The following is a 6411-nucleotide window of genomic DNA, read 5'->3' on the forward strand; positions in this document are numbered from 1 at the left end:
AACTTCAACCACAAATTTGCAAATGACTACTGGCGCAACAGCTAATTTTGTTTTGCAAAGTGATGCTGCAGGAAATGGTACTTGGGTAAATCCAAATACAATTCAAACAAATGAATGGTACAAAGAAAGTACAACAGTGCCACCAACTGCTATTACCGATGATATGTACCATACAGGAAATATTGCTATTGGAAAAAATACTGCAGATTATCCAGTAGATGTAAATAATACAAACCAAGATATTGGAATTAATACTTCTTCAAATTTTAGTACTTCAAATTCATTTAGTAAAATTGGATTTAAGAATACGATAACAAACTCAACATCAAATGAAATATTTGGAAATCAAATATTAATTTCAGGAAATGGATCTGGAGACCAAAAAGGCAGTTCAATTGAAATTTCAAATTCAGGAAATGCAACTCATTATGGGAATAAAAACATTTTAAGTGGTTCAGGTTCTGGAATACATTATGCAAATTATTCAGATTTAACAGGAACAGGAACTGGATCGCAAATTGTCAACTCATCTGCAATTTTAAATAATAGTAATGGTGTACATACTGTTAATGAAAACATATTTAACGGTTCGGGTTCAGGATTACATAAAGCCAATTCTTCGAATTTATCAGGATCAGGAGCAGGTGAACAATTAGCTAATGAAAATAGCATTTCAAACTCTGGCAATGCAACACACTATGCAAATTATAATTTATTAAGTGGATTAGGTTCTGGTACACATTATGCCAATTATTCAAATTTAGGAGGTACTGGAACTGGAACACAAATAGTTAATTATTCAAGTATTTATAATTCTGGTAATGGGATACATAATGCTAATACTACTTATTTAAGTGGTTCAGGTTCAGGACCACATTCTGCTAATTTATCTTTATTATCAGGAATTGGAACTGGAGAACAAGTTGTAAATATTAATAACATTTCAAATTCAGGAAATGCAAATCACTTCGGAAATAGTAATTCATTGACTGGTTCTGGTTCAGGAACGCATTACGCCAATTTTTCTGATTTATCTGGAACTGGAACTGGAGAACAATTTGGAAACAGAACAAACATATCAAATACTGCAAGTAATAATCATTATGCAAATTTCAACAAATTAGATGGTATAGGTAATGGAATTCATTATGCAAATTATTCTGATTTAGGAGGTTCTGGTTCTGGTTTACAATACGGAAATTATAACTCAATAAGCAATTCTGGTTCAAACAATCATTATGGTATATACAATTTTTTAAATGGTATCGGAAGTGGTCTACATTTTGGTAATTTTTCTCAACTTTCTGGTAATGGTTCAGGAAATCATTATGCAAACTATTCTTCACTATCTGGCACAGGAACTGGCAATCAATATGCTAATTTAAATACTATTGCAAACTCGGGAAATGCAATTCATTATGGAAATTATAATTTATTAGATGGGCCAGGTACTGGTACACATTATGCCAATTTATCAAATTTATCAGGAAGTGGAACTGGTGAACAAACAGCTAACTTTAGCAGTATATCTAATTCGGGTAATGCACAACATTTTGGAAATCAAATTTACTTGTATGGTTCTGGTTCAGGTAAACATTATGCTAATTCATCAGATTTAGCAGGAAATGGAACTGGTGAACAATTTGGAAACAGAACTACAATATCAAATACCGCAAATAATAATCATTATGCCAATTTTAATCAATTAGATGGCGAAGGTTCTGGAAATCATTATGCAAACTTTTCTACAATATTGGGTAATGGCACCGGATCACAATATGCAAATTATAGTATCAATTCAAACAGTGGAAATAATACTCATTATGGTACTTTTAGTGAATTGACTGGAAGTGGATCAGGAATTCATTATAATAATTACAACACTATTTCAGGTACTGGTATAGGACCGCAATATAATAATTTTTCAGTTAATTTTAATTCTGGCAATGGCATTCATTATGGTTCGTTAAACGGATTGCAAGGCTCTGGAACAGGTAAACACTACGGTACATACGCTACGCTTTCTGGAACTGGAACTGGTATTCATTATGGAAGTTACAATACACTTGAAGGAACTGGTGCAGGAAACAAATATGGCTCTTACAATGTTATTGACCCGTTGGCTGGCGGAACGCACTATGGTATATATTCTGAAGTTTTTAAAACTAATTCATTTGCAGGCTATTTTTTAGGTAACGTAGCCATAGGTTCTTTAACTGGCAACTATTATATTATGCCAACTTCAAGAGGAACTGCTAATCAAATTATTCAGACCGATAACTCTGGAAATGCCTCTTGGGTTAATCCAACAACATTAGCAATTACCGAAAACGATCCACAAGTTGCTTCTGCAACAACTAATCTTATTCCAAAATGGGATGGTACAACATTGGTTGACGGAGTAATAACTGATACAGGTACAAATATTGGTATCGGTACAACAAACCCATCATCTAAACTTGAAATTACTTCAACTGGAACTGCCGATTTAAGGATAAGTTCAACTTCGTCTTTTGGTGCTAGTCGCTTATCATTACTTAGTGATAAAGGATTGGCGAATGAATGGCGTCCAGCATATATAGAAAGTGGTGACAATGGTGGTTTTACTGGACGATTGGATTTTTACAACAATGGTACCGGTGCATCTAATAAATTTGGAGCTGTAAGAGCAATGAGTATTGCAAATGGCAATGTAGGAATTGGTATAACTAATCCTGCTGATAAACTAGAAGTTGCTGGTAAAACTAAAACCACTAATTTTCAAATGACAACAGGAGCAACTGCCAATTTTGTCTTACGAAGTGATGGTGCGGGAAATTCAACTTGGGTTGCTCCAACATCTTTATCCGTTACAGAAATTGATCCAAAAATTTTACTTATAACAACAGATCGAGTTGGAAGATGGAATGGTACAGGAATAGTTGATGGTACTATTGTTGATAATTCGACTAATGTTGGAATTGGCATAACACCAACAAAAGCCAAACTAGAAGTTTTTGGTAATGTAAATAACCAACCACAATCTTGTTTTGCATTTTACGCACGTTCTGGCGGATGTAATGGTTCTATTGCAACAGGTACTGCATCAGGAGTTACAGCATATTCCATTTATGCTAGTGATCGTATAATGGCTTCAGAATTTAACGCTTTTTCTGATAAAAGAATAAAAAATATTTTAGGACTTAGTAATCCTAAAAACGATTTAAACATCCTAAATAAATTAAAAGTAACTGATTATAAATATATTGATATTGCCAATAAAGGAAACGATGCTAAAAAAGGATTTATTGCTCAAGAAGTTCAAGAAGTTTTTCCAGAAGCAGTTAGCCAAACCAAAGAGTTTATTCCGAACATATATCAAGTTGCAAAATCAGCTATCTTAAACGGAACAACCTTAAAAATTACTTTAGATAATAACCACGATCTTAAAGTAGGAGATAAAGTACGATTAATTGCTGATAAAGAAGAATCTTATACCGTAATCAGAGTTACAGAAAACACATTTGAAGTAAGTGATTTTAAACAATCAGCCAATTCAGTTTTTGTATTTGGCAAAGAAGTTAGCGATTTTAATGTTGTTGATTATGATAGAATATTTACTCTTGGAATATCTGCAATTCAAGAATTATCCAAAGAAAATAAAGCACAAAAAACTGAAATTGAATATTTAAAAAAACAACTCGAAGTTTCAAATAAAGAAATAGTAAAACGATTAGAAAAATTAGAAAATAAGTAACAATTAAAAATTAAGAAATTATGGCATTAGAGATTCCAACTATTATTACAGGCGATTACATTGTTCAAGAAGATTCAATTAAAGCAATTATAATACTTACTTTAGTTGTTGAGATTAAAAAAATCTTGAGCGATGGTACTTTCGGAAAGTATAAAATTTTTAAAAAAATTAGGATACGTCCAAATACAAAGAATAAATTCAAAACAATTATCAATTTACAAAATGGCAATTATAGAGTTTATGCTTTTTACGAGAATAAAAGAATAGGAGAACCTGAAGCTTTTGCCTATTATGGTAAATCGGAAGAAATTGAATTTATTCCTGGTGAAAATACTGATTTATCAACAGTAAATATTCAAAAAGTTCCTAAAGAAATTGAAAAAATACTAATTACTGATGTGATAGTTCCGGGATTGGATAATGATTTTGATGGTTGTGAATGGCGAATTAAACAATTAGAAGATGGTGTTGAAATTGGTGACTATCTAATAAATAATGTAATGAATTATCCAATTAATAGCGATTACAAAATCGCAAATTTATTTGAAAAATTCACAATTGCAAAATATGGTTCGACAAAACCTGCTATTGAATTAGAGATGGGGAAATATCACATTTTAAATTTTTATGAAATGGATGGTGTGGCAATCGATAACAATAGTCACGGTTATTTACACATAAATGCAACAGATAAAGAAATAATAATAATTTCTGGTACTAAATATAAAATTACTGACATAAAACATAGTCAAGATTTATTTGTTGGAATAGATTTTCCAGGAACAGGCGGTAGATTTGGATTTCCGTTAACATTACAATATAAATAAGAATACCAAATTAGTATTTTTTTAAAATATAAAACTTGAAAGATATTTTAATAAAATTTTAAATATCATTGAGTTTCTAAAATCAAACATATTAAATTTTAATAAAAAAATTGAAGTTATTGACATCTAAATGTTTCCAACAATTAATTTTTAAAAAAAATAAATAAATTAACATCTACCCAATTACAGTATTGTTGGCTTTATAGACAAGTTATAATTTTACAGAAAATTAATTAAAATCTATTTATCATGAAAAAATTATTACTCACGACAGCTTTATTAATAATTAGTAGTACCAATGCACAAACTTGGCAGAATCTTGGAACTAACGGCATTGTATCGCCAGAGCCACTAGATATAATTTCACAATTATCAATAGCAATATCAAGTAACAATGTGCCTTATGTTTGTCATGCAGAAACCGCCAATTTCTCGCAACCGTCAGTAAAAAGATTAAGTGGCAATGCTTGGGTTTATAATGGTGTTGCTATTAACAATAATCAAATTGGTCATACAACATCAATGGCATTAGACAATCAAAATGTTCCTTATGTTGCGTATTCTGATTTTGATTCTGCTACAAGTACTACTACTAGTTACGTAAAACGATTTGATGGAACTGGCTGGGTTCTTGTCGGTAATTTAGGTTTTGCAACAGGAACGGTTGGCGACATAATTTTGCGAATCGATAATAATAATGTTCCTTATGTATCTTACAATCGTTACGGTAGTAGTGAAAATGTTGTGGTTAAAAAATTCGATGGTACAAACTGGAACAGTTTAGGTGTTGTTACTACAAACTCACCTTTTTATTACGATTTTGATATTGACAATAATAATAATCCTGTTGTAACTTATGATGGTGTCGTAGGTATGGATGTTTACTTATATGCTAAAAAATTTATTGGTACAAGTTGGACAGATATTGGAACTGGTGCTTTAGTATCTAGTCTACCAGCATCTAGACCAAGTTTGGCATTTGACACTGCCAATAATCCAACAATAGCTTATTTGTCAGGTATTAATCCAGATTTAAATGTAAAAAAATTTATTGGTACAAGTTGGACAAATGTTGGTGCAACCGTTGCAAGTATCAATATTGAAAAGCCAAGATTAGCCATTGGACCAAATAATATTCCGATTGTTGCTTACAAAGACCAACAAAATGGAGATATAATTAACGTGAAAAAACTCAATGGCACAACTTGGGATTTAATTACAACACCAACATCATTTGAGGCAATTGATAACGGATTGGCATTAACAATTGGTTCTAATAATATTCCATATATAACTTACAGTACTTCTACAAGTATCAAAGCCAAATTTTACGACACAAATTTATCCACTACCCAAAACGAAATTTTTAGCGCTTTAATTATTTATCCAAATCCAACTAATGGTTTTTTGAATATTGATACCAAAGTTGCGATTACAAAAATTAGAATTACAGATTTGTTAGGCAAAACTGTACTAGAAACCAGCGATAATTTCTCTAAAATTGACATTAGCAACTTGAATACAGCTGTATATTTGTTAAAAATTCAAGTCGATGGTTTAGAGAAAACCTATAAAATTTTTAAAATTTAAACAAATAGCTTAAAACAATAAGCGTGTTTCATTAAATGCAGAATCGTAAATATTACTTTTCGTGTCAAGTTTTAAAATTAAGATTTTTTCTCTTATCTTTAAATTCAAGCTAAATTAGTATATTCAATAATAAATTGTTTATTTTTTTTAATATTATATAAAGATTTAAATTATCTAATAATATTATTAAACTTAATACAAAATATCCGATAATTTATATAGTGTACTGTATTAATTATCGGATATTATTAATTTTAA

At 30.6% G+C, this 6411-nt stretch carries 3 protein-coding genes; all 3 read left to right on the forward strand.

Annotation, left to right across the window (positions count from 1 at the left end):
- Positions 1–3736 (forward strand): tail fiber domain-containing protein (locus ACH2BC_RS08675; protein WP_395053599.1); only part of this gene is annotated, 3736 nt, incomplete at its 5' end.
- 20 nt (positions 3737–3756) lie between these two features.
- Entirely contained in the window at positions 3757–4563 is an 807-nt protein-coding gene (locus ACH2BC_RS08680) for a hypothetical protein (protein WP_395053600.1), read from the forward strand.
- A 249-nt stretch (positions 4564–4812) separates the two neighbouring features.
- Positions 4813–6153, forward strand: coding sequence for a T9SS type A sorting domain-containing protein (locus ACH2BC_RS08685; protein WP_395053601.1), 1341 nt, complete (start codon positions 4813–4815; stop codon positions 6151–6153).
- The last annotated feature ends 258 nt before the right edge of the window (positions 6154–6411 follow it).

Source organism: Flavobacterium sp. (genome assembly GCF_043760115.1).
Taxonomy (GTDB): domain Bacteria; phylum Bacteroidota; class Bacteroidia; order Flavobacteriales; family Flavobacteriaceae; genus Flavobacterium.